This window comes from Bacillus sp. YBsi01 (genome assembly GCF_038406745.1).
GTDB lineage: Bacteria > Bacillota > Bacilli > Bacillales > Bacillaceae > Bacillus > Bacillus siamensis.
The window spans coordinates 1,925,368-1,950,766 of record NZ_CP151679.1; the positions used below are offsets into that span (position 1 = coordinate 1,925,368).

24 protein-coding genes and 1 other annotated feature (1 of these 25 cut by a window edge) are annotated in these 25,399 nt (G+C 48.1%); of the genes, 11 read left to right on the forward strand and 13 right to left on the reverse strand.

Translation table 11 applies throughout. The features are described 5' to 3' along the window. Window positions 1–148 precede the first annotated feature (148 nt). Window positions 149–427, forward strand: coding sequence for a YtzH-like family protein (locus AADZ70_RS09560; RefSeq protein ID WP_003152357.1), 279 nt, complete (start codon window positions 149–151; stop codon window positions 425–427). On the opposite strand, the gene AADZ70_RS09565 is transcribed toward AADZ70_RS09560, so the two are convergent. The 4 genes from AADZ70_RS09565 to thpR all read right to left on the reverse strand — a co-directional run bounded on the left by AADZ70_RS09565 (window position 428) and on the right by thpR (window position 3,977). Then, on the reverse strand, window positions 428–1,225 hold the full coding sequence (locus tag AADZ70_RS09565; protein ID WP_029575350.1) for a phosphotransferase family protein: 798 nt from the start codon (window positions 1,223–1,225) through the stop codon (window positions 428–430). A 268-nt stretch (window positions 1,226–1,493) separates the two neighbouring features. Next, window positions 1,494–2,414: a YegS/Rv2252/BmrU family lipid kinase gene (locus AADZ70_RS09570; protein ID WP_342006951.1), complete on the reverse strand. Its 921-nt coding sequence runs from the start codon at window positions 2,412–2,414 to the stop codon at window positions 1,494–1,496. Window positions 2,415–2,466: 52 nt separating this feature from the next. Beyond that, window positions 2,467–3,399 (reverse strand): hypothetical protein, encoded by a 933-nt coding sequence (locus AADZ70_RS09575; protein WP_099744791.1) that lies wholly within the window; start codon window positions 3,397–3,399, stop codon window positions 2,467–2,469. Window positions 3,400–3,425: 26 nt separating this feature from the next. Next, a complete protein-coding gene (gene thpR / locus AADZ70_RS09580; RefSeq protein ID WP_342006952.1) occupies window positions 3,426–3,977 on the reverse strand; it encodes an RNA 2',3'-cyclic phosphodiesterase in 552 nt (183 codons plus the stop codon). Between the two features lie 128 nt (window positions 3,978–4,105). On the opposite strand from thpR, the gene cysK reads away from it, so the two are divergent. Then, window positions 4,106–5,038, forward strand: a complete 933-nt coding sequence (cysK, locus tag AADZ70_RS09585) for a cysteine synthase A (RefSeq protein WP_047476924.1) — start codon at window positions 4,106–4,108, stop codon at window positions 5,036–5,038. A gap of 38 nt (window positions 5,039–5,076) precedes the next feature. Here cysK and pepV read toward each other — a convergent pair whose 3' ends face one another. Continuing rightward, on the reverse strand, window positions 5,077–6,468 hold the full coding sequence (gene pepV / locus AADZ70_RS09590) for a dipeptidase PepV (protein ID WP_264819009.1): 1,392 nt from the start codon (window positions 6,466–6,468) through the stop codon (window positions 5,077–5,079). A 95-nt stretch (window positions 6,469–6,563) separates the two neighbouring features. Between pepV and AADZ70_RS09595 the strand changes: the two genes are divergently transcribed. Next, window positions 6,564–7,868: an NCS2 family permease gene (locus AADZ70_RS09595; RefSeq protein ID WP_045926428.1), complete on the forward strand. Its 1,305-nt coding sequence runs from the start codon at window positions 6,564–6,566 to the stop codon at window positions 7,866–7,868. Between the two features lie 33 nt (window positions 7,869–7,901). Here the strand turns inward: AADZ70_RS09595 and AADZ70_RS09600 are convergent, their stop codons facing one another. Continuing rightward, entirely contained in the window at window positions 7,902–9,062 is a 1,161-nt protein-coding gene (locus AADZ70_RS09600; RefSeq protein ID WP_342006953.1) for an ABC transporter permease, read from the reverse strand. Continuing rightward, a complete protein-coding gene (locus AADZ70_RS09605; protein ID WP_342006954.1) occupies window positions 9,059–9,763 on the reverse strand; it encodes an ABC transporter ATP-binding protein in 705 nt (234 codons plus the stop codon). Before AADZ70_RS09605 ends, AADZ70_RS09600 begins: the two co-directional genes overlap by 4 nt. 281 nt (window positions 9,764–10,044) lie before the next feature. On the opposite strand from AADZ70_RS09605, the gene AADZ70_RS09610 reads away from it, so the two are divergent. Beyond that, complete coding sequence (locus AADZ70_RS09610) at window positions 10,045–10,266, forward strand: DeoR family transcriptional regulator (RefSeq protein WP_003152337.1); 222 nt, start codon at window positions 10,045–10,047, stop codon at window positions 10,264–10,266. A gap of 130 nt (window positions 10,267–10,396) precedes the next feature. Here AADZ70_RS09610 and AADZ70_RS09615 read toward each other — a convergent pair whose 3' ends face one another. Continuing rightward, entirely contained in the window at window positions 10,397–11,116 is a 720-nt protein-coding gene (locus tag AADZ70_RS09615; protein WP_064777621.1) for a pseudouridine synthase, read from the reverse strand. 56 nt (window positions 11,117–11,172) lie between these two features. After that, window positions 11,173–12,810, reverse strand: a complete 1,638-nt coding sequence (locus tag AADZ70_RS09620) for a polysaccharide biosynthesis protein (protein WP_342006955.1) — start codon at window positions 12,808–12,810, stop codon at window positions 11,173–11,175. A gap of 205 nt (window positions 12,811–13,015) precedes the next feature. On the opposite strand from AADZ70_RS09620, the gene AADZ70_RS09625 reads away from it, so the two are divergent. Then, the gene (locus tag AADZ70_RS09625; RefSeq protein WP_016938522.1) at window positions 13,016–14,281 is read left to right on the forward strand and encodes an NAD(P)/FAD-dependent oxidoreductase; all 1,266 of its coding nucleotides are present in this window, start codon (window positions 13,016–13,018) and stop codon (window positions 14,279–14,281) included. A 167-nt stretch (window positions 14,282–14,448) separates the two neighbouring features. Continuing rightward, entirely contained in the window at window positions 14,449–15,987 is a 1,539-nt protein-coding gene (locus tag AADZ70_RS09630; protein ID WP_016938521.1) for a BCCT family transporter, read from the forward strand. 35 nt (window positions 15,988–16,022) lie between these two features. Here AADZ70_RS09630 and AADZ70_RS09635 read toward each other — a convergent pair whose 3' ends face one another. After that, on the reverse strand, window positions 16,023–16,205 hold the full coding sequence (locus AADZ70_RS09635; RefSeq protein WP_013353238.1) for a sporulation protein Cse60: 183 nt from the start codon (window positions 16,203–16,205) through the stop codon (window positions 16,023–16,025). 202 nt (window positions 16,206–16,407) lie between these two features. Between AADZ70_RS09635 and AADZ70_RS09640 the strand changes: the two genes are divergently transcribed. The 5 genes from AADZ70_RS09640 to melA are packed head-to-tail and all read left to right on the forward strand — an operon-like array spanning window position 16,408 to window position 21,802. Further along, window positions 16,408–17,433: a LacI family DNA-binding transcriptional regulator gene (locus AADZ70_RS09640; RefSeq protein ID WP_342006956.1), complete on the forward strand. Its 1,026-nt coding sequence runs from the start codon at window positions 16,408–16,410 to the stop codon at window positions 17,431–17,433. A gap of 41 nt (window positions 17,434–17,474) precedes the next feature. After that, window positions 17,475–18,752, forward strand: a complete 1,278-nt coding sequence (locus AADZ70_RS09645) for an ABC transporter substrate-binding protein (RefSeq protein ID WP_342006957.1) — start codon at window positions 17,475–17,477, stop codon at window positions 18,750–18,752. Then, window positions 18,749–19,663 (forward strand): sugar ABC transporter permease, encoded by a 915-nt coding sequence (locus tag AADZ70_RS09650; RefSeq protein ID WP_342006958.1) that lies wholly within the window; start codon window positions 18,749–18,751, stop codon window positions 19,661–19,663. The genes AADZ70_RS09645 and AADZ70_RS09650 overlap by 4 nt, the downstream gene beginning before the upstream one ends. Further along, window positions 19,660–20,481, forward strand: a complete 822-nt coding sequence (locus AADZ70_RS09655; protein ID WP_342006959.1) for a carbohydrate ABC transporter permease — start codon at window positions 19,660–19,662, stop codon at window positions 20,479–20,481. The genes AADZ70_RS09650 and AADZ70_RS09655 overlap by 4 nt, the downstream gene beginning before the upstream one ends. Window positions 20,482–20,503: 22 nt before the next feature. Continuing rightward, the gene (gene melA / locus AADZ70_RS09660) at window positions 20,504–21,802 is read left to right on the forward strand and encodes an alpha-galactosidase MelA (protein WP_342006960.1); all 1,299 of its coding nucleotides are present in this window, start codon (window positions 20,504–20,506) and stop codon (window positions 21,800–21,802) included. Between the two features lie 36 nt (window positions 21,803–21,838). Here melA and AADZ70_RS09665 read toward each other — a convergent pair whose 3' ends face one another. The 3 genes from AADZ70_RS09665 to leuS form a co-directional block, all read right to left on the reverse strand. Then, a complete protein-coding gene (locus AADZ70_RS09665) occupies window positions 21,839–22,327 on the reverse strand; it encodes a GNAT family N-acetyltransferase (RefSeq protein ID WP_064777616.1) in 489 nt (162 codons plus the stop codon). Between the two features lie 75 nt (window positions 22,328–22,402). Then, window positions 22,403–22,714 carry a rhodanese-like domain-containing protein gene (locus tag AADZ70_RS09670; RefSeq protein WP_007613212.1) on the reverse strand — a complete coding sequence of 104 codons (312 nt, stop codon included), beginning with the start codon at window positions 22,712–22,714 and terminating at the stop codon, window positions 22,403–22,405. A gap of 115 nt (window positions 22,715–22,829) precedes the next feature. After that, window positions 22,830–25,244, reverse strand: a complete 2,415-nt coding sequence (leuS, locus tag AADZ70_RS09675) for a leucine--tRNA ligase (RefSeq protein WP_342006961.1) — start codon at window positions 25,242–25,244, stop codon at window positions 22,830–22,832. A 109-nt stretch (window positions 25,245–25,353) separates the two neighbouring features. Beyond that, window positions 25,354–25,399: a binding site (T-box leader), on the reverse strand (it continues 168 nt past the right edge of the window).

Sequence of the window (25,399 nt, forward strand, 5' to 3'; positions counted from 1 at the left end):
ATACCATGAAACAAAAAGAGCCGCAAGCGCCTTTTAAAGGCTCCGGCTGCATAAAAAAAGAGGCTCCCCGGTCCGGAACACTCATGTGATGCATAAAACCGCACCGCTTTGCACAATGTATGACACAGAAAGGATGTGTATATGAATCATGGGCTTAACAAGCGAACATCAGGTCCGGTTATTAAAGGACATACTGGCCGACCACCAGTTGGATTGCTGCGGCACGGTTGCCGAGTATGAACAGCTCGAGCGCGTCATCAAATCACTGATGGCCAACACCGGCCTTGATTCAAATATAAAAAACGTGCTCGAGGATGTATACCGCTACAGCCAGTCAGGCATCACGGCCGATTCTATCGACACGCATATTCAGGAGCACCAAAACCATTTGTCCCAATGGGTGGAGCAGATGGATTCGTACTCCTGACTACTTGACAATCCGCTTCATCAGGGCATGAAGCTCTTCCATGGCATCATGATACGCTTTGTCATTCCCTTTTGATTTGTGCCAGGCGATGAAGGTGATGGTCTCTGATAACATGTACCACGCCATCCGCAGCCGAAGCCCTTCCGTGAGCTTCATGCCGTACATCCCAAGCCAGCTGTCCCACGCTGGCTCTTCGACGTAATGATACAATAAAGGGCCAAGATCCATGGCCGGATCAGCTATCATCGCGCCGTCCCAATCTATTAAATACAGCTGGTCGTTTTCAGACAAAAGCCAGTTATTATGATTCACATCACAATGGCAAACGACTTTTTCACCGAATTGCACCTGATCCACATGAGCTTCCAAATAAGCAAGGCCTTCCTGAATAAGCGGCGAAAATTGCCGCACAGCAAAGACGGCCTGCTTCAGCTGCGACAAAAGAGCGCCCGGATCGAGCGGTTCTTTCCCCAATCTTTTCAGCATGTCAAGCAAGGCTTTAGATGTGTGGATTTTGCGGAGCAGCTCAGCCACCGGGCGTCCGCTCATATCCTTCGGCTTCAGCTCTCTGCCCGTCATCCAATGCTGAGCCGTAATAACGTCTCCGTTTTCCATCCGTTTCGTCCAAACCAGCTTCGGAACAATGCCTTCGGCGGATAACACGGCTAAAAAGGGCGAGCTATTACGTTTTAAAAAAAGCTGTTGGCCGTTATGTTTCGCATAATATGCATCTCCTGTAGCTCCTCCGGCGGGGAAGATCTCCCAATCGCTACCTAGTAATTGTCCCAACCAGTTCATATCAATGTTCAACCCATCATTTCTTAAAATATTTTAGAATAGGCCTCCAGCCTTTCTCTTTCGGCGGAGCAGCCTGTCATAAACAATTTCTTGAGAATAAAAAAGACAGCTATTGAGAGTCTCATATGCTAATCAATAGCCGTCTTATAAATTTTAGCGCTACAGCACAAACTTCGTCAAGCAAAACTAGCAAGAACACCTGTGAATTCTGAAGATTTATGCCGCAAACGGTTCTTTGCCGAGAAAGATTTGACGGGTTTTATTTTTATCATGTTTTTATTTTTAACGGCGCTCCGCCCGGCATCAGCCGAAACGGCGTCGTTCCGACCAGTTCGCCGTCAGCGTGAAACGGAATTTTCCCATCTGTTTCAAAAATGAATTCCTTCCCCTTTATCACCGTCACTCCGTCCATTTTGATATGCCGGCCAAAGCTCATCGCCCATAAAAAACGATACAGCGAGAAAAAGGACAGGTTTTCCGCAATGACAATATCAAAATCGTTTTGGCGGGGATTTGCAGAAGGCGCCGCTTTCATACCGCCTCCGTAATAAGGATGATTAGCCGCAATGACAAACCAGACATTGCGGAATTCATGCCTTTGGCCGTCTGCCGTGCATGCAAACCGGAACGGCTGAAATCCCGAGGCCGTATGTATATGCGCAAGCGGGTAAATCACAAAGCCGAGACGCAGAAACCGAAGAACACGCGAAAACGGAAACTCCGCGGCTGCCTTCGAAACCGACCCTACAGACAGGTGGTTAATAAAATAAAGAGATTGTGCTTTGTCATGAAAAAAGTTGATGCTTCCCCCGAAAAATTTCCGTGTGAGCGGGCGGTGCAGACCTTTGATTTCATGGAGGAGCGCCGACTTCTTAACACCGAGGCCTTTGGAAAAGTCATTGTACGAACCGGCGGGCACAAAGGTCAGTTCAATCTGATCCATTCCTTTCAGTCCGTTAATGACTTCATGCATCGTGCCGTCGCCGCCGATGACAAAAAGCCGCTTCAGCTTATGATCCTGCATCGTTGAAATCTGTCTCGCCAGCACTTCCGCATGTCCGGGATGTCCGGTCAGAAAGGAGCGGTGGCTGACACCGCGTCTGGTCAGCTCTTTTTGAACCGATTTCCAGACACGCCGCCCCCTCCCGCCTCCTGAGACCGGATTAATAATAAAAAACCATTGACTCATCGTTTGTTTTCACCTGCTTCATTGAAGAAGAGACAGCCTCCAAACGTCCGTTTTAATCAAGCCATTCCTGTCTCCGGCTTGAATCGCTTAAGCCGTAAGACAAAAGTGCCTTCGCCGCCTTCAGCTGATGGTGCTTGATCGGCGCCGTATTTTTCCGCTGCTTTTCCAGCCACTCTGCGGCGGTCCGTTTATCGGCTATATCCAGCCCGAATGGCGGCTCCGGGTAATCAAAATAAGACGTTCTGCTGAGCAAAAGCTTTCTGACGGGAATGTCGGCCTGCTTTTCTTTCACGATTTGCGAAACGACCGAGCCCGTGCGGTTCAGGCTGAGAGACGGATTTAATACTTGGCGCGTGCTGCCGGAACCCCTCTCTTCCCAAAAACGATGTTTTGATCCGATATATACGCTGTCCTCTTCAGCTTCCATAAAAGCAGCGCAGAAAATCTCCAGCGGGGAGATGATGATGATGCTCAGCTCGACGGACGCCTGCTGGATTTGAAGAACCGGATGATACATGACAAAATAGGAATCGGGCAGCTTTTGAGCCAGCATTTTTAATATCCTGTCCCTCTTGACCGCCTGCGAAAGCTCAGACTTTTGAGAAAGCGTGGAGCTCGCCCATTTTAATTGAAAGTCATACAGCTGTTCTTTGAAAAAAGACGCGAGCTCAGACTTTTGAGACGGAAGATGTCCGAACAGCGCCTCTTCTTCCTCCGGCTCATCAAACCATTGGTGCCTCTTTTCATTTATATCGGCCGTTATTTCTTCTTTTCTCTTTTTTAAGAAAAATTTTTTTCGGGCCGGCGTTTGGCCGGTTTCACCGCCTTGAGCCGTTTCTGTTTCTTTTTCTTCCGTTTTCCGGTCAAACGCTTCAAGGAGAGCCTCCCAGCGTTCTTTCTTCAGCCGGATAAACTGGTTCATATAATGATATGGATCAAGCTCATATCTTGAAATGCAATCGTGTATTTTGATGATCTGTGCCATGTGATTTCCCCACTCCGAATATTTGTTTATGTCAATTGAAACTGTGCGATTTCTTCGTATTTTGGCGACCGGTCAAGGTGGGTCTGAAACAGGGAAAACCGGCTGACGGCGCTTTGCACCCTGCCGCTTTCAAACGGCACATCGTCCGAAAACGGCCGGTCTCCCGCCCACTTCCGCGCCATCGTCATATGAGGATGATACGGCCGTTTTTCCACTTGAAAACCGGCTTTCAAAACAGCCTGTTTTGTTTTTTCCCGCAAATCAAAGAGCCGTTCATTCCGTTCAGGTTCTAGGTGAAGCACTCTCGGCTGTCTGCGGTCGCCGAAAACATCCAGATGCTGAAACTGTACGGTAAACGGCTGCGCTTTCGACGCAACATATGTGAGCAAAGGCAATAGTTTCGCAAGCCGGGCTTCATCCGCAGCCCCGAGAAAAATGAGTGTAATATGATAGTCATGCGGATGCACCCATTTTTTGAATGTTAACGCCGGCTCCTTTCTGGCTGCTTCCCAAATCGGTTCAGCAATGTCAGCAGGAATCGGAATGCCGATAAAATAATGCGGCAATGAAGCTTTCATATGAGGATCTCCCCTCTTTTGTTATGGTGTTATTATAAAACGGATACGCGGAGAGGAGAACCCTGTCCGCTTATTATGATAGGATATTATGTACCGAACGTTTTTATACAGAAAGGAATGAGCCGGTCTTGAAAATCGCAAACAGCACGGCGGAGCTGATCGGCGGCACACCGATCGTAAAGCTCAATCGCCTTCAGCCAGAACATGCAGCTCAAGTCTATTTAAAATTAGAATCATTTAACCCAAGCGGCAGTGTCAAAGACAGAGCGGCTTACAATATGATCATTGAAGCGGAAAAAAGCGGGCATTTAAAACCCGGCTCTGTCATCATCGAACCGACAAGCGGCAATACAGGCATAGGTCTGGCGATGAACGCGGCGGCCCGCGGCTACAGAGCAATCCTCGTCATGCCTGACACGATGACGAAAGAACGCATCAACCTGCTTAAAGCGTACGGCGCCGAGGTGGTATTAACGCCGGGGGCTGAAAGAATGCCCGGCAGCATCAAAAAAGCGAAAGAACTCGCCAAACAGATTCCGGGAAGTTTTATCCCGATGCAATTCGATAACGGCGCAAATCCGGACGCCCACCGAAAAACGACCGCGATTGAAATCTATCAGGCCGTTCAGCAGCTCAACAGGCCGCTCGGTGCTTTTGTTGCAACGGCGGGAACAGGCGGAACCATTACCGGAACCGGAGAAACGCTGAAGGAGCTTTTCCCTGATATGATTGTTCATGTCGCCGAACCCGCGGGATCGCCGGTACTGTCCGGCGGAAAACCCGGCGCTCATAAGCTGGTCGGGACAAGCCCCGGATTTATTCCCGGCATATTGAATCAGGACGTTTACGATGAAATCATGAAAATATCTGATGAAGATGCGTATACGACAACACGGCGCCTGGCCCGGGAAGAAGGTATACTCGTCGGCCCGTCTTCAGGCGCCGCCTGCTTTGCCGCCATTGAAACCGCAAAACGCCTCCCTTCCGAACAGATCGTCATCTGTATGACGGCCGATACGGGAGAACGTTATTTATCAACGGATTTATGGTCATTTGAATGATAAAAAAGGGATGCCGCTTTCGGCGTCCCTTTTTGTGATCACTTGGCAAGCTCATAAATGGCTTCGGCGTATAAAGCGGTTGACCGGAGAAGGTCATCAATTTCGATGTACTCATCCTTTTGATGCGCGCTGTCAGGCCGGCCGGGAAACAGCGGTCCGAACGCCACGCCCGCCGCAAGGGATCTCGCATACGTTCCTCCGCCGATTGAAATCAAATCCGCTTTCTTTCCCGTCTGTCCTTCGTAAACCTTTTGAAGCGTCTTTACGAGCGGGTGATCGGCAGATACGTGGTGCGGTTTGCTGTCTTTAAATTCTTCAAGCCGAAATTCAGCAGCGGACATAAAGGCATCACGAATCACTTGGCTGTCCGAAGTGACGGGATAACGGATGTTGATGCCGAGTTCTCCGCCCTCACCCTTTCTGTATGTAAAGGTGCCGACATTCAATGTAAGCTCTCCGCTGATGTCATCCCTGCAATCAATTTTCAGCTTTTTGCCCCGTGTATCATTTGAAAAATAGTCACTGACGGTTTTGACAAAGTGTTTTCCGGCTTCATCCAGTTCCGTTCCGTTAAGGCATTCAGCAAGCTTTAAGCCGGCATTGACACCATTATTCGGTTCCATCGCGTGGCATGATTTTCCGAACACCCGAAGCGTCAGTTTTCCGTTTTCCGAAACCGCTTCACCTTGTGTTTTTGACTGCTCCAGCCAGTTGCTGAAATATGCGTGCACGGCATCCAGGCCGGCCCCTTCAATGACCGCTTCAGCCGCATCCGGCACCATGTTCAAGCGCAGCCCTGAACGGAATGACAGAAGCGCGTTTTTTGCGTCTTTGTCAGAAGTTCTTTTTGCAATACGCAGTGTGGCATCTATCATTCCTTTTTCCGCGTTAATGATCGGAAAATCGGCGTCAGGGGCAAATCCGATGTCAGGCATTTTTTCGTGTTTGAAATAGTGGTCCACGCATCTCCAATCACTCTCTTCATCTGTTCCGATGATGATTCTCACGCGTTTGGATAAAGGCAGCTGCATGTCTTTGACGATTTTCAGCGCGTAAAACGCCGCCATTGTCGGCCCTTTATCATCAATGGCGCCTCTGGCATATATCCGGCCGTTCCTGATTTCGGCTGAAAACGGATCGCTTGTCCAGCCGTCTCCGGGCGGAACGACATCGACGTGGCACAGAACGCCGACAATTTCGTCACCCGTCCCCCACTCAATATGGCCCGCATAGCCGTCAAGATTTTTGACGGTGAAGCCTTCTTTTTCGCCGAATTCCAGCAGTGAAGTCAGGCTGGCATTGACGCCTTCCCCAAACGGCCGGCCGGGGCCGGCTGTTGATTCGTCCATCACGCTGTTGATCTGTAAAAATTTCTGCGTGTCACGGATGAGATCTTCTTTGTTTCGAATAACTTCAACTTCCCAGTTCATCACAAATCCCCTTTCTTGATAAAGACTTGCAAAATGTTCATAAAACGAATAATATAGATGATGTTTTGAAAAAATGTTCGTCATTGGAGGTACTTATGTTTCATCTCGACAAGCATCAAACGACAATAAAAAGAGAAATTACCGCGGGACTGACCACCTTCTTTACAATGGTGTATATCATTGTCGTCAATCCGGTGATCCTTTCAAATGCGGGAATTCCGTTTGACCAGGTGTTCACCGCCACGATTATCGCTTCCATTGTCGGAACTTTATGGATGGCTCTCGCTGCGAATTTTCCGATTGCTATTGCCCCCGGCATGGGCTTAAACGCGTATCTCGCCTTTCATGTCGTCGGCGCAGGCAGCGGCATTTCGTATCAGACGGCTTTCAGCGCCGTATTTATCGCGGGAGTCATCTTTATCATTTTATCGTTAACGCCTTTAAGAAAACAACTAATAGAAGCCATTCCAGGCAATTTAAAATACGGCATTACGACCGGCATCGGCTTATTTATCGCATTTATCGGTTTGCGCCAATCCGGTATCATCACAGCTGATAAATCTAATTTAGTCGCACTCGGCGACCTTCATTCACCTGCCGTCATTTTAACGCTTATCGGGCTTATCATCAGTATCGTGCTGATGGTGCTGAATGTAAACGGGGCTCTGTTCATCGGTATGGCGCTGACCGCTGTCATTGCCTTTTTGACCGGTCAGATTCACTTTACAAAAGGGTTCATGTCCTTCCCGCACCTGCCTGAGGGGCTTTTAATAACAAATCCGTTCGGAGCCCTCGGGGATGTCGTGCACCACGGTCTGTACGCCGTTGTGTTTTCTTTTCTTCTCGTTACGATTTTTGACACGACCGGCACCATGATCGGTGTCGCCGAACAGGCAGGATTGATCAAAAACAATCAGCTGCCGAATGCGAGAAGAGCGCTTTTGGCTGATTCGACCGCTACGACGGTCGGAAGCATTTTCGGCACCAGCCCGACGACCGCGTTCGTTGAATCTTCAGCAGGGGTGGCCGCCGGTGGAAGAACGGGCCTGACGGCGCTGACGATTGCCGTTATGTTTGCCGTTTCCATGTTTTTCAGTCCGCTTGTCAGCGTCTTATCAGAAGTGTCCGCCATTACGTCACCGGCTCTGATTATTGTCGGCAGCCTGATGATGGGAGCGGTGTCGAATATCCGCTGGAATGAGCTTGATGAAGCATTCCCGGCCTTTCTCGTCATTTTGGCGATGCCTTTAACATCCAGTATTTCAACCGGAATCGCGCTAGGCTTCATTTCATACCCGCTTGTGAAGCTCGCTAAGAAAAAATGGCGCGAAATCCATCCTTTAGTCATCATCTTTGCGGTGCTGTTTTTTATTCAGCTTTTTATTTTGAACGGACATTAAAAAAATCCCTTTCCTTTTTCGGAAAGGGATTTTTCACATATAAAGGGCGGAAAAAACCGCCGCAATGAGGCACCATCCGGAACAGATGATTTGAATGAGGGTTAATACGCTGTTTCTCGCCCGGAAATAGTCATCACTGTCTCTTTTGATACCGCTTAAAACCGGTTTGTCCGTGATCCGGTCAAAGAGAAGCGACGCAGCATATCGGCTGACCAGTGTAAATAAAATGAGGGCTGCCGGCTTCAGCAAAAGCGGAAGAACGAGAATAAGAGCCGTAAAAGCCGCGGTTAAAAGGTAAAGCTGCCGGAGATACCCGCCGTTTCGGATCAGCACTTTAAAAAACAATTCTTTCCACGCCGTATACGCCGACCGTTTTGTAAAGATGTGCTTTGAGCCGGGATATAAAAACGGCTTGCTCCGCCCTTTCTTTTTTACATTCGGCAGCTGTACATCATGGCTGAGCATCAAAACAGAGGCGGCGAATGAAAGCTTGCGCCTGTTCTCCTCAAGCACTTCTTCCTCAAAAGCTGATAAGGACTCCGCTTCTTTCCAAGTCAATAGAACGGAGCAGATGAACAATATACATCCTGCCGGCCAAAGCCAGTACCACTCGGCGGCAAACCGGATCATGAAACACGCGCCCGCCAACAGAACCGCCGCTTTCAGCCAGCCTGCCGCCTGATGTCCGAATGTCTGCCGTCTGATTTTTCTTTGCCGATGCACTGCCAATATCGCAGCATGAAAGCCGGACAGACAGCAAAAAATGCCTGAATATGCCGAGAAGGTGCAGTCACCGTACTGGCGCCATAAGGGAAATAACAGCACGGCAAGCACGCCCCATTTGATAAGTGAAAGGAACATCGAATACAAAAGCGCGTACCGTTTCATCTTTTTCATCAGATATTTTGCATGCACCAAAAACACATGATCCGCTTCCAGCAAAAAGGTATGAATAAAACCGGTGCATAACAGCAGGACACTGAAGACATACAGCCAGCCCCAGCCTAATACTCCGGCAGCTCTATCAAGAAGCCCCCTGCCGTTCAGCCATTCAGCATATTGATAAACGGCCAATGCGGCAGCAGGAAGAACGATATACAGCGCGACCGTCCAATCAATGACCGTCTGAAACACCTTCCATTGATACCGCCAGAAATGAAACATTCTTTGAAAAAACAAAGCCCGCCCGGTCATCGCTGACTGCTCCGAACCGCTGAATAAAAGCAATCTAACAATGAACGGCTCCCCGTTTTTTCTTGAAGCTCCGCTAACGTGCCTTGAAGAAGCAGAGCGCCCTGATCCAGCAAATAAAACCGGTCGCAGATTTTTTCGGCGGTATCCAGAACATGGGTGCACATCAGAATAGCCGCGCCCCTTTCTTTCTCAGCAATCAGCATGTCGGTAAACAGCTTTGTTGAGATCGGATCAAGTCCGATAAACGGCTCATCAATGATGTAAATATCCGGCTTCGCCAAAAACGCCTGTATGAGCATCAATTTTTGCTGCATCCCTTTTGAAAAACCGGAAGGCAATTCATGTTTTACCGCCGCCAATGAAAATTCATCAAGCAGCCGCCCGGCCCGCTCACGGCACTCTCCGGCTTCTATCCCCCGCAATGACCCTGTGAGTTCAAGATGCTCCCAAAGCGTCAGTTCTTCATAAAAACTCGGACGCTCCGGTATGTAAGCATAGGATGAATCATTCCATTCAATTCCGCCTTCTATATCCCTGCACAGCCCGAGAATTGCCTTAATCACCGTACTTTTCCCCGCTCCGTTTGCCCCGATTAACCCGGCAATTTCCCCCGCGTTGACCGACAGAGATACATTTGAGATCACCTTCGGCCTGTCAGCATAACCGGCGCAGACGATGTTTGCATTCAATAAGTCTCCCAAGCTTTCTCCCTCCCCCGTTTTCATACGGACACGTATAAAAAAAGTTTCAGTTTCCATAATAATAAAAGCGGGCCGGGCATAGTAATGCACCAAGGCGGCGCTCAATTGGTAAAAATTATCTGCGCTTATTCCTAGATTCATGTCCGCCATATCGTGTATAATGGAGGCAGTTAAAAGAGAAAAAACAGAATGTCTGCCTTTGTTGCTTATTCGTACGAAGTTTTAGAGTCGAAAGTTGTGGTATATCAAGTCCATCCGATCTTATGATAGGGAGTGGTTTTTTGAAACCTTCAACAAATCGTATGCTGACTCGGATTAAATCAGTTTACATGTTCATCCAGGAAAAAGGTCTTGTGACAACACAGGAACTGGTTGATGAATTCGGCATTACACCTAGAACCATTCAGCGAGACTTAAATGTGTTAGCATACAATGATCTTGTTCATAGTCCTAGCCGAGGCAAGTGGGAGACAACACGAAAAAAAGTAAAAATTACATCTTAAGCGAACAATTACATAAGGCCTTTTTCGGCCTGACATGCTGCAAGGCAAAGCAGCGTCTTTGCCTTGTTGTTTTTTGTTCCTCTATATAAAAAGCCCAAAACAAATCTGTTTTGGGCTTTTCTGATATCGATTACACTTCAGTATCTTTCAGCGCTGCGAGCTCTTCTTCAGTCAGCTCGCGAAATTCTCCCGGCTTAAGCTCCGGATCAAGAGAAACAGCCCCCATCGAAAGCCGTTTTAAATAAGCCACTTCATTTCCGACAGCCTTTGCCATCAGCTTCACCTGATGATACTTGCCTTCTGTAATCGTCAAATGAATGACCGTTTCATCCGGGCTTTCAGTGATAGTTTCAACAGCTGCCGGCTTCGTCTTATAGCCACCTTCAATGACGACGCCTTTTTCCAGATTGATGATGTCTTCCGGTGACAGAGGTGAGGTTAACCGGACCTCGTATGTTTTAGGCACGTGCTTTTTCGGAGAAAGCAGACGATGAGCGAGCTGCCCGTCATTGGTCAGAAGCAGAAATCCTTCGGTATCCTTATCAAGACGTCCCGCCGGAAACGGTTCGAATCTCTGTTCTTCGGGCGTCAGCAGATCAACCACCGTTTGCTGGCGGCTGTCTTCTGTAGCGGACAGCACTCCTTGCGGCTTATTCATCATGACATAAATAAATTCCCGGTAGTCTGCCGGCTCTCCGTATACCGTGATGTCCTGTTTATCCGGATCGACATGGGTTTTCACATCTTTCGCCGGCTCTCCGTCAATCATGACAGCCCCTGCCTTGACGATTTTTTTCACATCTTTTCTTGAGCCGAATCCGCTGTTTGAAAGCAGCTTATCAAGTCTCATCCTGATCCTCTCCTTTAAAAAGAAAAGTCCGCAATAAGCGGACTGTTCATTATTCCTCAATGGGCGGAATGCCTGCCTCTTCTTAAAACCCGCGGCAGACGGTTTCCAAACATTTTCTGCAAAAATCCGATTCGGTACGCGGCATACATGTACACCGCACCGCCGACAGCGGCACAGACAAAGACGACAATCGCCGCATGCAGCTGGCCGCTTTGGTACGTTACGAAGAAACTGAGCAGCCATTGAGTCAGCTTGACCGCGACTCCCATTACAACGGATAAGACCGCAATTAAAATGACCCGCTTCATAAGCACCGTATACGAATAGCCCGCATGGCGCTTAATCATAATAAAACCGTACAGAAGAGAAGCGATATAACCGAGCGCCGTTGCCAATATGGCGCCGTCTCCCTGAAACAGTTTGATCAGCGGCACGTTCAACACCACTTTTATAATGACGCCGATGAAAAGGCTCACGACCGCAAATTTCTGCTTATTAATCCCTTGCAGGATCGCGGCGTTTACTGTAAATAGAGAAAACAAAATCGCAACAGGCGCGTACCAGAACAAAATATCCTGTCCGATATCCGGACGAAGGCTTTCAGAACCGTAGAAGAACGTATAGGCCGGCCCTGATAACACCGACATCCCGACAACGGCGGGGATAACCAGAAACAGAATGATCTGCATCGTCTGGTTAATCTGCTGGTTCAAAAGCTTATAATTCCTGCTCGTAAATGATTCGGTTATCGTCGGGATCAGCGTCAGACCGAAAGCGGTCGCCAGAGAAACCGGAATCATGACAAGCTTCGGCACATAAAGGGTGACAATCGCCAGCATGTCCTGGCTGATGTCCTTATGGCCCGCCGCAATCATCGCTTTATTAAACGTATTCGTATCGATATAAGAATACAAAGGAATCGCCAGTCCGACAAAAACGTAAGGAGCGGCATAGCTGAAAAGCTCAATAAACATTTTTTTATAGCTTAAGTTCGCTGACGGGACGAGGTTCGGCTTCATCGCCAGAAGATCGCCCTTCCGCTTATTCCAGTAAATATAAAGGACGACAAGCCCTCCGAATGATCCGATCAGCGCTGCGAAAGTCGCATATCCGACTGCGATGACAAGGCCGCCGTTAATCACTCTTAAAATCAAATATGTTGCGCCCAATAAGAAGATGATCCGGGCAAGCTGCTCCACAACCTGAGAAACGGCTGTCGGCCCCATCATCTGGTGGCCTTGGAAAAAACCGCGTACAAGACTCATAATCGGCACAACCAAAAGTGCCAGACTGACCATCCGGATGACATAAACGACGTGGTCAATCGTAAGGCCGTTGTTACTTGCGCCGCCGAGAGATGTTTCCGCAAAAAACGGCGCCGAAATGTAAAGAATCGAAAAAGCGATCATCCCGGTAACGAGCATAACCGACATTCCCGCTCTCAGCATCCGCCTGCTCGTCTCATAGTCTCCTTTGGAATTATATTTCGAGACAAACTTTGAAACCGCGGCGGGAAATCCCATCGTGGCAATGTTTAAAAACAGTGTATATTGATTATATCCGTATTGAAACAAAGCTCCGCCCGTCGCTCCGACCATCGCTCCGAACGGGATCAGATAAATCATCCCTAAAATCCGCGATATATAGGTGCCGAGCGTCAGCACGAACGTGCCCCTTAACAATTTGCTTGACATGTTTCCTCATCACCATTTTCTACGAAGATTCAACTTTTCTATTTTAACACAACTGGGCAAATAGACGGTAATAATTACAGCGGGAAACTTTTTGGGAAGCCCTAAAAAAACAAAACACGTTTAAGGATTCCCTTTCTTTCGCTATAATAGCAGGAAGCGGACATTTCCGCCTATTATACGCGAAAAAGAAAGTTGTTGATGAAATATGAAACATTATGACGTGATTGTGATCGGCGGCGGCCCGTCCGGTTTAATGGCTGCCATTGCCGCAGGTGAAGAAGGGGCAGATGTTCTATTAATTGATAAAGGAAACAAGCTGGGACGGAAGCTGGCGATTTCCGGCGGCGGGCGCTGCAACGTGACCAACCGCCTCCCTGTTGAAGAGATTATCAAACACATTCCCGGCAACGGCCGCTTTTTATACAGCGCGTTTTCCGAATTTAATAATGAAGATATCATCGCCTTTTTTGAAAACCTCGGCATTCAGCTGAAAGAAGAAGACCACGGGCGCATGTTCCCAGTGACGGACAAAGCGCAAAGCGTTGTCGATGCGCTTTTGAACCGTTTAAAAGAACTGAATGTCACCATCCGCACAAATGAAAAAATCAAAGAAGTGCGGTACGAAAATGGCAGAACAGCGGGCATTACGACAAACAATGACGAACACATTAACGCACGCGCCGTCATTATCGCGGTCGGCGGAAAATCAGTCCCCCATACCGGCAGCACCGGAGACGGCTATGCATGGGCGGAAGCTGCCGGCCACACCGTAACTGAACTCTTTCCGACAGAAGTGCCGGTTACGTCGTCAGAGCCGTTTATTAAGCAAAAAACCCTTCAGGGGCTGTCTCTTAGAAACACGGCCGTCAGCGTCCTGAATAAAAAAGGCAAACCTGTCGTCACACATGTGATGGACATGCTGTTTACCCATTTCGGCTTGTCAGGCCCGGCCATTCTCCGCTGCAGCCAGTTTGTCGTCAAAGAACTGAAAAAGCAGCCAGAGGTCAAGCTCCGCATCGATCTGTTTCCCGGCATCACCGAGGAAGAGTTATTTCAGCGGATGCACAAGGAGCTGAAAGACGCGCCGAAAAAAGCGCTCAAAAACGCGCTCAGACCATGGATGCAGGAACGGTACCTGCTTTTCCTTCTGGAGCGGAACGGCCTTGATCCTCAGATCAGCTTTACGGAGCTGCCGAAGGATCAATTCAGGGCGTTTGTCAAAGACTGCAAACAATTTACGGTTTCAGCAGACGGAACGCTTTCTTTGGACAAAGCGTTTGTCACGGGCGGCGGTGTTTCTGTAAAAGAGATTGAACCGAAACAAATGGCGTCTAAAAAAATGGAGGGCCTATATTTTTGCGGGGAAATCCTTGACATTCACGGCTACACCGGAGGCTATAATATCACGTCAGCCCTTGTTACGGGCCGTCTCGCCGGCTTGAATGCAGGACGTTACTCACACTCGCTGTAAAATAGTTTTAAGCACATTAACGTGAGCGTCCCCACCAAAAATATGATAGAGTTTTCTGCGTTTTGTTTCACCTGATTGAGGGAATAGGAAGAAAGGAATGACCTGCAATCGTACGATCATACTAAAGCAAATGGCGTATTGAAAAAATAGTCAGAGGGTGAGAACGTTTGAAGAAAAAGAATATCTCCAGTGTTTTTTGGATTGTGATCGTTATCACAGCCGCTGCGGTTTTATGGGGAGTTATTTCACCTGACAGCCTGCAGCAAGTTACAGATACGGCACAACGTTTTGTTACGGATTCTTTCGGCTGGTATTATCTGCTGGCCGTATCAATATTTGTCGGTTTCTGCCTCTTTCTCATCGTGAGTCCGATCGGCAAAATAAAACTCGGAAAACCCGGGGAAAAACCGGAATTCGGCTTATTATCATGGTTTGCCATGCTATTCAGCGCAGGTATGGGAATCGGTCTGGTATTTTACGGGGCTGCGGAACCGATCAGCCATTACGCGATCAGCTCTCCCTCAGGTGAAACAGAAACGCCCCAAGCTTTTCGTGATGCGCTCCGGTATACGTTTTTCCATTGGGGGCTGCACGCTTGGGCCATATACGCCGTCGTCGCTTTATGTATCGCATATTTTCAATTCAGAAAAGATGCACCCGGTTTGATCAGCAGCACACTGACACCGATTTTAGGCGATAAAGTGAACGGTCCGATCGGCAAGACGATTGACTGTATCGCCGTATTTGCAACGGTTGTCGGTGTGGCGACAAGCTTGGGGCTCGGCGCGACTCAGATCAACGGCGGTCTGCATTATTTATTCGGCATTCCGAAGACATTTTCCATTCAGCTGATCTTGATCGTTGTCGTGACCGTGCTTTTCTTAATTTCTGCGTGGAGCGGCATCGGCAAAGGAATTAAATACTTAAGCAATACCAACATGGTGCTCGCGGGTATATTAATGCTTTTCATGCTCATTGTAGGCCCGACGGTGCTGATTATGAACTCATTTACCGATTCTATCGGGCAGTACATCCAAAATATCGTGCAGATGAGCTTCCGCTTGTCACCGAATGATCCCCAAAAACGCGAATGGATTAACAGCTGGACCATTTTCTATTGGGCCTGGTGGATTTCCTGGTCTCCGTTTGTCGGCATTTTTATCGCCCGTGTATCAAGGGGCCGGACCATCCGGGAATTTTTAATCGGTGTGTTAGTGACACCTTGTATATTGGCCTTTTTATGGTTTGCGATTTTCGGCGTATCTGCAATGGATCTTCAGCAGAAAGGCGTCTTCAATGTCGCCGGATTGTCGACGGATACGATGCTGTTCGGCGCTCTCAGCCACTACCCGCTCACAATGGTGACATCCGTGTTGACGCTTGTTCTGATCGCTGTATTTTTTATTACATCAGCCGATTCAGCGACATTTGTGCTTGGAATGCAGACGACTTACGGCTCGTTGGACCCTTCAAACCGGGTGAAAGTCACCTGGGGCATTATCCAGTCTGCCGTGGCAGCGGTTTTATTATATTCCGGCGGCCTTGCCGCACTGCAAAACACAGCCATTCTCGCTGCGGTTCCGTTTTCAGTCGTAATCCTTCTGATGATCGTGTCTCTGTACAAATCATTAGCGAGTGAAAGAAAAGGAATCAAACAAGCGGAGAAATACCAAAAGCCGAGAAGTCCCCGCGTCAAAAAAGCATAATGCACAGTGAAGCCCAGCCATTCGTCCGGGCTTCTTTATTTCCGATATAAAATGAGAGCGGAAAAACAATAAAGCTGCTCTCCTTCCGGATCACAGGCTGCCGCTACCGTATATTTGATATCAACGAGCTGTTCTTCAGAAATCCCCTTTAAAAATGAATTGACTTCAGTCTGCAAATCCTTTTCATGCTCCTCATCAAACACAGCTATCTTCAGCACGTCATCCTCTCCTTTCCCTATCAATTTATTCCGGTAGAAATGAATTATGATAGAGAATAAACAAGTTTTTCTTTTTTACTGATCTTTACTAAAAATAACCGAAAATCGTTATTGAAAACGCTTACTGACATGTGATAATATCATTTTAATCATAACCAGTTCGTTTCTATTTAGTAAATTTTTAGTAAAAAGGAGATGCAAAATGGTCCGCCTCAAAGATATTGCCTTACAAGCATCTGTATCCAGTGCGACAGTATCAAGAATTTTGAACAGAGATGACTCTTTGGCCGTGACTGAAGAAACAAGAGAAAAAGTCCTGCGGATCGCCGATGAGCTGGGCTATCAGCCGGCGGCAAAAAAACGAAAGAACCGCAGCCGCAGCGATTCAGCGCCTCTGATCGGCGTTGTCAGCTGCCTGTCACCGGAGGAAGAACGGCAGGATCCTTATTTCTCAGCGATCAGAAAAGGCATTGAAGAAGAATGTTTTCATCAAAAAATCTTTATCACTTCTTCTATCCATCTCGGTTCTTTCCAAGAGCAATTATTTCACGATTTGGACGGTGTGATCGTAATCGGCAGCCTCCAAGACGAGGCGCTTACGAATATCTGCGCCGCTTTCAAGCATGCGGTATTTATCAACGGCACACCCGATCCCGCCCGCTACGACTCCGTCAGCGTGGATTTTTATGCCGCAGCGCAAAAGGCGATAGAACATCTGCTGTCACTCGGCTATCAGCGGCTTGGCTATATTGGCGGCCGTGAACGGGAGCATACCGTCATAAATGGTGTAAACAGCAATCAAACGATTGAAGATAAGCGTCTGACCGCTTTTTTACAAATGGCCGGCGCCGAGCCGGAGCATGTGCTGGTAGGCGAATACAGCATGCACGAAGGTTTCCGGCTGATGAAGGAAGCCATCAAAAGCGGGAGTCTGCCTGACGCTTTCTTTATCGCAAGTGATTCAATGGCCGTCGGCGCTTTAAAAGCCTTGCAGGAGGCCGGCCTTCAAGTCCCGCGTGATACAGCGATTGTCAGCTTCAATGGCATTGATGAAGCAGAATACGCCAGCACGCCGTTATCAACGGTAAAAGTATACACGGAAGAGATGGGCCGGACGGGCGTCAAACTGCTTCTCGACCGTTTAAATGGCAGAACCGTCCCGCTGGCCGTGACGCTTCCCACTTCACTGATTGTCAGACAAAGCTGCGGTTCACAAGAAAGGAGGTGACGTTTCCCGCAGCGTTTATATCATATTTAAAGGAGGAAAAGATGAAACGCTTACTGGTTTTGTTTCTTTCTTTTACTTGTATGGTACTTACCGGCTGCTCGGCAAAAGAGAGCAGCTCAGGAGAAAAGCAGAAAACCTTGACAGTCTATTCCACCATTTCCTCAGACAGCGAACGCACCGTATTCAGAAAATTGGCTGATGCATTCCAAAAAGAACATCCGGACATTCACGTAAACGTTCATTTCCCAGGCAATGACTACGAAAATATGATGAGGGTCCGAATGGCGGCCGATGACATGCCCGATCTTTTCGACACGCACGGCTGGGCCAAAATCCGCTATGGAGAATATACAGCCGATCTCAGCGGAATGTCTTGGACGAAGCGGCTCGATCCGAATTTAAACAGCATGCTTAAGGACGCCAAAGGCAGAATATACGCCTTCCCTCTGAATCAGGCAAAGGACGGACTGGCCTACAACCGTACGTTGTTGGAAAAGTACGGCATTAAACCGCCGGAAACGATGGATGATTTGATGAAGGCACTGAGACAGATTAAAGAAAAAAGCGGCGGAACAGTCACCCCCTTCTGGTTTGCCGGTTATGAAAAAAGTTCATTTGCCCAATATTACGATCAATTCGCCGCACCGCTTCTCATCACAGATCCCGCTCACCGTTACAAAAAACAGCTGTTAAACGGAACCTTCCGCTGGACACACTTCACCTATTTATCTGACAAACTGAAAGAGATGCAAAAGGAAAACCTGCTCAATATAGATGCCGTGACGGCAAAACGGTCCCAGCTCATCGAACTGATGGCGCAAAACAAAATCGCCTTTACGCTGCAGGGGGGCACCCTCGGCCAAGATGTTGCGCAAATCAATCCGAAGGTAAAAGTCGGCATCATACCGACCCCGGCTATCCACAAGGGAGACGCACCGGTATGGATCGGGGGCGAACGTTATACGCTTGCGGCATCCATGGATTCCCCGCGGCTTGAAGAAGCGAAACAGTTTATCGCATTTATGGCCCGTCCCGAAAACGCAAAATCAATTGCCGAAGCGACCTCGCTCCCGGCCGGATTAGTGAATGTGCAAACAGACATTTTCTATGCAAATGACTATAAGCGCTATCAGCATATTAAGGTACAGCCTTATTTCGACCGCCTTTATTTGCCGAACGGAATGTGGGATGTGATGGGAACAGCCGGACAGGAGCTGATGGCTGATATTTTAACTCCTGCTGAAATTTCGGCGAAACTCGGCAGAGAATATAAACGGCTCCGTCTTCAGTCTGATTCACAAGGAGCTGAAAAAGAATGAGTAATCTTGCAAGAGAAAACGCCGGATATCAAAATAAGAAACCTGTAAAACCCGCGTCACTATGGTGGATGTACGTCCCTGCTCTTGCCACGGTTTTTATTTTTATGATTTTTCCGTTTGTCAAAGGCGCTTTTATCACATTTACAAACTGGAACGGTTTTTCGCAGACATATCAGTGGGTGGGTATCACTCAATATAAAAGGCTTTTTACAGACCCGGACACGTGGCTCGTTGTGAAAAACACTTTGCTTTACGGACTCGGAAGCACTTTTTTTCAGAATATGCTCGGACTTTTATATGCTTTGCTTTTGAATCAGAGCTTAAAAATGAAGGCGATCACAAGAACGATCGTCTACCTGCCCGTCATTATCAGTCCGCTGATTATGGGATACATTTGGTATTTTATTTTCTCATATGACGGGGGCGCGCTGAATGATGTGCTTGGCGCGCTGGGAGCCGGTTCTGTCAATGCCCTGGCAAGTCCGTCGGCGAACCCTTGGATTATCGTCATGATTAACACCTATCAATACGCAGGCATTGCGATGATTGTGTATTTGGCAGGGCTGCAAAGTATTCCGAAAGATTATTACGAAGCGGCAAAAATGGATGGCGCGGGCGGTCTTCAGCCGTTTTTCACCATTACCCTGCCTTTATTGATGCCGGCTGTCACAATCAATATGATCATCAATATCATCGGGGGGCTGAAACTGTTTGATGTCATTTTCGCGCTGACCGCAGGCGGGCCGGGCAATTCTTCTCAATCAATGTCGACGTTTATGTATGATTTATATTTTAAACGGCAGGATGCGGGATATGCCGCCGCCCAAGGTGTGTTTATGTCCGTCATTATTCTCGTCATCAGCTTTACGGCTCTCGTGTATTTCAAGCGAAAGGAGACGGAAATGTCATGAAAACAGCCCGAATGCGGATCTTTACCCTGTTGGCTGCCGTCATCTCATGCGTTCATATTGTCCCCTTTTACATTCTGCTGACCACGTCCTTAAAAGCAAAAGGAGACTACAGTTCAAAATGGTCGCTGCCTTCCGCTTTTTCTTTTCAGAATTTTCGTGAAGCATGGGAGCGGGCCTCTCTCGGGCAATCCTTTCTGAACACGATCATCATTACGGCCGTTTCCGCCGCTTTGTTAATTTTCATGGGTTCGCTTGCCGCATATCCGCTTGCAAGAAGAAATACGAAGCTGAATAAAATCGTCTTCGGTCTTTTGATTTCAATTATGATTATCCCGCCTTTGACTTCCATGGTTCCTTTATACAAGATGGTCGCTGATGCGGGGCTGATCAATACGCATGCCGCAGCCATTCTCATTAATACGGCTGCATATATGCCGCTGACCGTTTTCTTATATTCAGGGTTTATCCGCTCTTCCATTCCGAAAGAGCTTGAGGAAGCGGCCCGGATGGACGGCGCGGGATTGATCAGGACTTTCTATACGATCGTGTTTCCCTTGTTGAAACCGATTACCGCAACAGTCTGCATCATTTCCTGCGTGTTTATCTGGAATGATTACCAATTTGCGATTTTCTTTTTACAAGATCAAAAGGTGCAGACATTGACCGTGGCTATGGCGGGATTTTTCGGCGAAAATGCGAACAATCTTCACTTAGTCGCCGCAGCCGCGATTATGGCGATGCTGCCGATGGTCATTTTGTTTTTGGCGCTTCAAAAATATTTTATTGCAGGGCTGTCCTCCGGGGCGGTTAAAGGCTGAAAAGAAAAGGGAGGCTTTTCTGTTGAAGAAAATTACGTTTATCGGAGCCGGAAGCACGATTTTCGCAAAAAATGTGCTGGGAGACTGTTTACTGACTGAAGCTTTAAACGGATTTGAATTCGCGCTTTATGATATTGATGCTGTGCGGCTGAAAGAATCCCAGCTCATGCTTGAAAATATGAGAGACCGATATAATACAAGCGTTTCTATCATCTCTTACGATGACCGAAAACAGGCGCTTAAACACGCCGGCTATGTGATAAATGCCATTCAGGTCGGCGGCTATAAACCCGCAACGGTCATCGACTTTGACATTCCGAAGCGGTACGGCCTCCGCCAGACGATCGCCGATACTGTCGGAATAGGCGGCATTTTCCGCTCCCTCCGCACCATCCCCGTTTTATTTGATATCGCAAAAGACATGGAGGAAGTCTGTCCGGATGCATGGCTGTTAAACTATACAAATCCGATGGCTTCTCTGACCGGCGCGATGCTCAGACATACAAATGTGCAAACGGTCGGCCTGTGCCACAGCGTGCAGGTCTGTACGAAAGATCTGTTTGACTCACTCGGCATGGATCACGAAGGTACGGAAGAACGCATTGCCGGCATCAACCACATGGCTTGGCTCTTGGAGATCAAAAAAGACGGAATTGATCTATATCCGGAAATTAAAAGACGTGCCCGTGAAAAGCAAAAGACGAAACATAAAGACATGGTTCGATTTGAGCTGATGGATAAGTTCGGCTGCTACGTCACGGAATCATCTGAGCATAATGCCGAATATCACCCGTATTTTATAAAAAGCCGATATCCGGAGTTGATAGACGAACTCCAAATTCCGCTTGATGAATATCCGAGGAGATGCACAGAACAAATCAAAAATTGGGAAACGATGAGAGACGGCATCATCAACAATCAAAACCTGACGCATGAACGCTCGAAAGAATACGGTTCGAGAATTATAGAAGCGATGGAGACGGGGCATCCGTTTATGTTCAGCGGCAATGTGCTGAATACGGGGCTGATACCGAATCTGCCGGCGAAAGCGATCGTAGAAGTGCCGTGCGCCGCCGTCAAAAACCAAATGATGCCGTGCTATTCAGGCGAACTTCCGGAACAGCTCGCGGCGCTCAACAGAACGAACATCAACACACAGCTTTTAACCATTGAAGCGGCCGTCACTTTAAAAAAGGAAGCTGTCTATCAGGCGGCGATGCTTGATCCGCATACGAGCGCCGAGCTTTCCATGAATGACATCATATCTTTGTGCGATGACTTATTTGAAGCGCACAAAGACTGGCTTCCGGCTTATCATTGATCTACGCGATCCGGCCCTTGAGGGGGCCGGACGGCTTTATATGTTCAGCACCAGTTTGACCGTCTGTAAGGTGTGTCCTTTAAAGTCTTCTTCAAATTCACATACCCATTGAAATCCTTTAGCCTGATAAAAGGACAAGGCGTGGCCATTCTCTTTTTCTGCATGGACATAAAGCTCTTTTATCCCGCCGGACTGTCTGATGCATTCTTTAAGAAGTGCCGTGCCTATCCCGCTTCCCTGACAATCCGGATCAATATAAATGGCGGCGAGCTCCGCTTTCCCGTCTTTTTGAACCGGGGTGGCATTTGCAAAACCGAGATGTTTTCCCTCTTTTTCTTCTGCCACAAGGAACAGTGAATGACGAAGCCGGCGTTCCATCATCTCATCCTGATAGGCGGATTCGAGAAACTGATCCTGAATGTGTCTGGGGATAATCCCTTCATACGTATGATGCCAGCTTCGTTCCGCGATTTGCCGGACCTGTTTGATATCACTTGCTTTCATAGCGCGTATGACCGGTTTCACCTGATCGCCTCCCGTTTTTTTCTATAAAAAAAGAAGAAAAGACGTGCATCCCTTTTCTTCTTTCACTTCAAAACGTTATTTCTTCGGCTTTGTTTCGCCTTCCCATTCCAGCATTCCGCCTTCAACATTAACCGTACGGAAGCCTTGCTCATGTAAATACATACAAACGTTCATGCTTCTTTTTCCGGAACGGCAGATAAATACATATTCCTTGTCCTTGTCTAACGCATCCATCTTTTCTGGGATGTCCCCCATGCGGATATGAACAGCCTGCGGAATCATTCCTTCGGCGACTTCTTCATCTTCTCTGACATCAATCAGATACAGCTCTTCTCCCGCTTTTAATTTTTCTTCAAGTGCGGCTGTGCTGATTTCATTTATTTTCAATATGTGACACTCCCATTCATCTTTATGGTGTAAGTATACCAAAGCCCGCGGTGCGATTTCTATGATAGAGGCCTGATAAAAAAGCCCCTCTCTGCAGGAGAGGGGCTTCGTCCGGTCAGTTTGCGACGATATTGACAAGCTTGCCCGGTACGGCAATGATTTTTCGGATCGTTTTTCCTTCAAGCTGCTCTTTTACTTTTTCGTCAGCTTGTGCGAGCTGTTCTAATGCTGCTTTATCAGCATCAGCCGGAACCATTAATTTCGCTTTTACTTTTCCGTTCAGCTGGACGACGATTTCCACTTCATCATCCACCAGTTTTGATTCGTCATAAGCAGGCCAGGCTTCGTATGCAATCGAACCTTCGTGGCCGAGTTTTTCCCACAGTTCTTCCGCCAAATGCGGCGCAACAGGAGAAAGCAGCTTCACAAAGCCTTCGACATATTCTCTCGGAAGTTCATTCGCTTTGTAGGCTTCATTAATGAAGACCATCAGCTGAGAGATACCCGTATTAAAGCGAAGAGCTTCGTAGTTTTCAGTCACCTTCATAACCGTTTCATGATAGACGCGCTCAAGAGTCTCGCCCGCGCCTTCTGTCACTTTGCCCGTCAGCTCGCCGTTTTCCTCGATAAACAAACGCCATACACGGTCAAGGAAGCGGCGCGCTCCGTCAAGACCTGATTCAGACCAGGCGATAGATGCGTCAAGAGGCCCCATAAACATTTCGTACAGGCGGAGCGTATCTGCTCCGTGAGACGCCACAATTTCATCCGGATTAACGACATTTCCGCGGGATTTACTCATTTTTTCATTATTTTCCCCGAGAATCATTCCTTGGTTATACAGCTTTTGGAACGGTTCTTTCGTCGGTACGACACCGATATCATAGAGGAATTTATGCCAGAAACGCGCGTACAGAAGGTGAAGCACGGCATGCTCCGCTCCTCCGATGTAAATATCGACAGGCAGCCATTTATCCAGTTTCTCAGGTGAAGCGAGCTGATCCGGATTTTTCGGGTCGATAAAGCGAAGGAAATACCAGCAGCTTCCCGCCCATTGCGGCATCGTGTTCGTTTCTCTTCTGCCTTTTCTGCCCGTTTCAGGATCAGTGACCTCTACCCACTCTTTAATGTTGGCAAGCGGTGATTCACCTGTTCCGCTCGGTTTGATCTCATCGGTTTTCGGCAGAATCAGCGGCAGCTCTTCTGCCGGAACGGCTGTTGAAATGCCGTCTTCCCAATGAATGACCGGAATCGGCTCGCCCCAATAGCGCTGGCGGCTGAACAGCCAATCACGCAGACGGTATGTCACTTTTTTCTCACCGTTTTTCGTTTCTTCAAGCCAGGCGATCATTTTTTCAATCGCTTCCGCTTTATTCAGTCCGTTCAGAAAGCCGGAATTGATATGTTCTCCGTCTCCCGTGTACGCTTCCTCTTCCGTGTTTCCGCCTTTTACGACTTCTTTGACAGGCAGGCTGAACACTTTGGCGAATTCAAAATCGCGTTCATCATGCGCCGGCACGGCCATTACAGCACCCGTTCCGTAAGAAGCGAGGACATAATCAGCTATCCAGATCGGCAGCTTTTCCCCGTTTGCCGGGTTTACCGCATATGCGCCCGTGAAGACACCCGTTTTTGTTTTCGCAAGATCCGTCCGTTCCAGGTCACTTTTCGCCTGAACTTCTTTAATATAAGCGTCTACTGCTTCTCTTTGTTCAGCCGTCGTGATGGCCTCCACAAGCTCATGCTCTGGAGCCAGCACGGCATAAGCCGCGCCGAACAGCGTGTCCGGTCTTGTCGTAAACACCGTGAATGTGTCGTCAGTGCCGTCGATCGCGAAATGGACGTTTGCGCCTTCTGAGCGTCCGATCCAGTTGCGCTGCATGTCTTTAATGCTTTCAGGCCAGTCAAGCTCTTCTAAATCTTCAAGAAGCCTGTCCGCATAAGCAGTGATTTTCAGCATCCATTGTCTCATCGGGCGGCGTTCAACCGGATGGCCGCCCCGCTCGCTTTTGCCGTCAATGACTTCTTCGTTCGCAAGCACCGTTCCGAGTGCCGGGCACCAGTTGACCGGCACTTCGTCTACATAAGCGAGACCTTTTTCATACAGCTTGGTGAAGATCCACTGCGTCCACTTGTAGTAGTCAGGATCCGTCGTATTGATTTCACGGTCCCAATCATATGAAAAACCGAGCGATTGGATCTGGCGGCGGAAATTATCGATATTGTGTTTCGTAAACTCAGCCGGATCATTCCCCGTGTCAAGCGCGTATTGCTCGGCGGGAAGCCCGAACGCGTCCCATCCCATCGGATGAAGCACGTTGTACCCTTGCATGCGTCTCATGCGTGAAAGAATATCGGTTGCCGTATAGCCTTCCGGATGCCCGACATGAAGGCCGGCTCCTGAAGGATACGGGAACATGTCAAGCGCGTAAAACTTCGGCTTGTCACTCTCTTCGCTGACGGCGAACGTTTTATGCTTCAACCAGTAATTCTGCCATTTCTTTTCTATTTTTTCGTGCTGAAAACTCAACGCAAAAACCTCCTTCTGATTGAATACGGCGTATGTAGTCCAAGTATTGACGGGATAAGGAAGATGATATTCAGATTATTCTAAAACTAAAAAAAACTCCCTCATCCCAAAAAGGGACGAGAGATTTTTGTTTCCCGCGGTACCACCCTCGTTAG

Excerpts from the sequence above, each read along its gene's own strand:
- AADZ70_RS09560 (WP_003152357.1), top strand. The coding sequence starts at position 149 with ATGGGCTTAACAAGCGAACATCAGGTCCGGTTATTAAAGGACATACTG.
- AADZ70_RS09565 (WP_029575350.1), bottom strand. The coding sequence starts at position 1,225 with ATGAACTGGTTGGGACAATTACTAGGTAGCGATTGGGAGATCTTCCCC.
- AADZ70_RS09570 (WP_342006951.1), bottom strand. The coding sequence starts at position 2,414 with ATGAGTCAATGGTTTTTTATTATTAATCCGGTCTCAGGAGGCGGGAGG.
- AADZ70_RS09575 (WP_099744791.1), bottom strand. The coding sequence starts at position 3,399 with ATGGCACAGATCATCAAAATACACGATTGCATTTCAAGATATGAGCTT.
- thpR (WP_342006952.1), bottom strand. The coding sequence starts at position 3,977 with ATGAAAGCTTCATTGCCGCATTATTTTATCGGCATTCCGATTCCTGCT.
- pepV (WP_264819009.1), bottom strand. The coding sequence starts at position 6,468 with ATGAACTGGGAAGTTGAAGTTATTCGAAACAAAGAAGATCTCATCCGT.
- AADZ70_RS09595 (WP_045926428.1), top strand. The coding sequence starts at position 6,564 with ATGTTTCATCTCGACAAGCATCAAACGACAATAAAAAGAGAAATTACC.
- AADZ70_RS09600 (WP_342006953.1), bottom strand. The coding sequence starts at position 9,062 with ATGACCGGGCGGGCTTTGTTTTTTCAAAGAATGTTTCATTTCTGGCGG.
- AADZ70_RS09615 (WP_064777621.1), bottom strand. The coding sequence starts at position 11,116 with ATGAGACTTGATAAGCTGCTTTCAAACAGCGGATTCGGCTCAAGAAAA.
- AADZ70_RS09620 (WP_342006955.1), bottom strand. The coding sequence starts at position 12,810 with ATGTCAAGCAAATTGTTAAGGGGCACGTTCGTGCTGACGCTCGGCACC.
- AADZ70_RS09625 (WP_016938522.1), top strand. The coding sequence starts at position 13,016 with ATGAAACATTATGACGTGATTGTGATCGGCGGCGGCCCGTCCGGTTTA.
- AADZ70_RS09640 (WP_342006956.1), top strand. The coding sequence starts at position 16,408 with ATGGTCCGCCTCAAAGATATTGCCTTACAAGCATCTGTATCCAGTGCG.
- AADZ70_RS09645 (WP_342006957.1), top strand. The coding sequence starts at position 17,475 with ATGAAACGCTTACTGGTTTTGTTTCTTTCTTTTACTTGTATGGTACTT.
- AADZ70_RS09650 (WP_342006958.1), top strand. The coding sequence starts at position 18,749 with ATGAGTAATCTTGCAAGAGAAAACGCCGGATATCAAAATAAGAAACCT.
- AADZ70_RS09655 (WP_342006959.1), top strand. The coding sequence starts at position 19,660 with ATGAAAACAGCCCGAATGCGGATCTTTACCCTGTTGGCTGCCGTCATC.